Annotated in this window: 2 protein-coding genes; one reads left to right on the top strand and one right to left on the bottom strand. The window is 73.4% G+C overall.

What is annotated here, in order from left to right; all coding sequences use genetic code 11:
• Positions 1–653: 653 nt before the first annotated feature.
• Entirely contained in the window at positions 654–860 is a 207-nt protein-coding gene (locus tag ACWDCZ_RS40965) for a hypothetical protein (protein WP_117485509.1), read from the top strand.
• Positions 861–874: 14 nt separating this feature from the next.
• Here the strand turns inward: ACWDCZ_RS40965 and ACWDCZ_RS40960 are convergent.
• The coding region (locus ACWDCZ_RS40960) for a proton-conducting transporter transmembrane domain-containing protein (protein WP_449818668.1) at positions 875–1,873 on the bottom strand (999 nt) is incomplete at its 5' end.

Raw genomic sequence — 1,873 nt, 5'->3', positions numbered from 1 at the left:
GGCGACCGCGTCGTGGACGGTGCGCAGGTGGGTGGTGAGGCGTTCGGGGTCTTCCCGGGGCAGCGACTTGGCCCGCAGGTCGGTGAGGGCGCGGACGGTGTCGCGGACGGGTGAAGATCTCGTCTGCGCCGGTGATCTGCCGCAGGCGCCGGGTCTGAGGGAACGAAGCGGCCACCACCGGGGCGGTTGCGGCGGCGTACACGGTGAAGCGCACTGGGAGCAGAGCGTCAGGACGAGTGGAGTCGCGCGACAGGAGACGGGGCAAGTCGACGATCACACAGGGCATGCCCTCCTTGACCGAGCGCGCCAAGGCGTCCTCCAACCCGCCGCGCTGATCATGGTCGGCCTTGCCGTCCAGGCGGGCGCTGCCGGCTCTCCCGGGCAGGTCTGCGGTCGTGGTCCGCGGGGCCCGACAGGCGCACGCCCTCAGCGGACGGTAGTGGGGGGACATGACCGGCCTCCTCGCGCGAGGGAAGCTGTCCGCTTGTGATCCTGCCCCGCCGCGCTCGGAATCCACCGTCCGGGGCCGCCTGAGTCGCCCGCCCGACCGGCCTCGACGACACCCTTGAGGCACCACGCCAATCGGGGTAACCCCCCACCCCGCATCCTCGCTGCCCAGAGGCCTCCCGCCCCGCCTGTCCGCGGGCAACGCCGTGGGCGACGGCGACGGGCTGACGGCGATCGCCGCCTGCGGAGGGCACCGTGTAGCGTGTTGCCGCGCCCGCGACCCACCGGGGACGGTATCCATCCAGCACAGGCTGGATGCGATCGTCCGGGCGATGCTGGAGCAGCGTGAAGGCAAGCGCGGTCAGGCTTACGAGGATCTGAAGGCAGCCATCGGGATGGAGGAGCGGCTGTAGGACCCTGGGAGGATTCAGGTCTGGGCGGCGATCGCGACGCACAGCACCGCGACGCCGAGGGCGAGCCAGACGAGGTAGTCGCCGAGGTGTCCGGAATGCAGGCGGCGCAGCGCCCGTACGGCTCGGGCAGCCGCGTGCCGGTCGGCGGCGGACCGATGGAGGGCGGCCGTGGCCAGGGCCAGGGCGACGGCTGCGGACAGCAGGCCCAGCAGCACCCCGGTCACGGTCCAGTCCGCGGCCGGCACGGGTCCGGGCGGCGTGTTGGCCTGGGTGAGGACGACGGCGCTGTAGCCGTCGGGGTCGGTGAAGACGGCCGCGCCACGGGCGAGGGCGGCGGGGATGGCGGGTAGGGAACCGACGAGGACGGCGAGGCCGATCAGACCGGCCGGGACGATCGTCATGGTTCGCGGCAAGGCGCGCTGCGGGGAGCGGATTTCGGGTTCCTCGCCCTCGCCGGTGGTCTCGTCCCCGTCCGGTCGGCTCTGTGGGGCCGGGCCGGCGCCGAAGAAGATCCGCAGGGCCGCGCGGAGAGCGGCCGCGCCGGTGGCGGCGGAGGCCGCGACGAACACGGCGGGCAGCCACGGCTGCCAGTGGCCGGCGGCCTCCTCGCTCAGGGCCTTGCCAAGGCCGGTACCGAACGGCGGCATGCCGGCCAGGGCCAGGGCGCCGACCACGAACAGCACGCCGACGGTGCGCAGGTCGCGTGCCTTGCCGTGCAGCCCGTGTTCATCGACGGAGCCGTACCGGTCCAGCAGTACACCGGTGAGGGCGAACAGCGCGGCCTTCACCAGGCCGTGCGCGGCGACGTACACCGCGGTGCCGGTGGCGCCGTCGGGGGTGAGCAGGGCGACGGCGATGAGGAACAGGCCGACGTGGCTGATGGTGGAGAACGCGAGCAGGCGCTTGAGGTGGCGCTGCTGCCAGCACATCAGGGCGCCGAGGAGTGCGGTCAGCAGACCGATCGCGGTGAAGGTGGTGCGGAAGGCCTGGGGGTGGATGCCGCCCGGGCCGGA

The organism is Kitasatospora sp. NPDC001225 (genome assembly GCF_053597855.1).
Note: the sequence above shows the minus strand (reverse complement) of the source record. Positions and strands in the feature narration are given on the sequence as shown.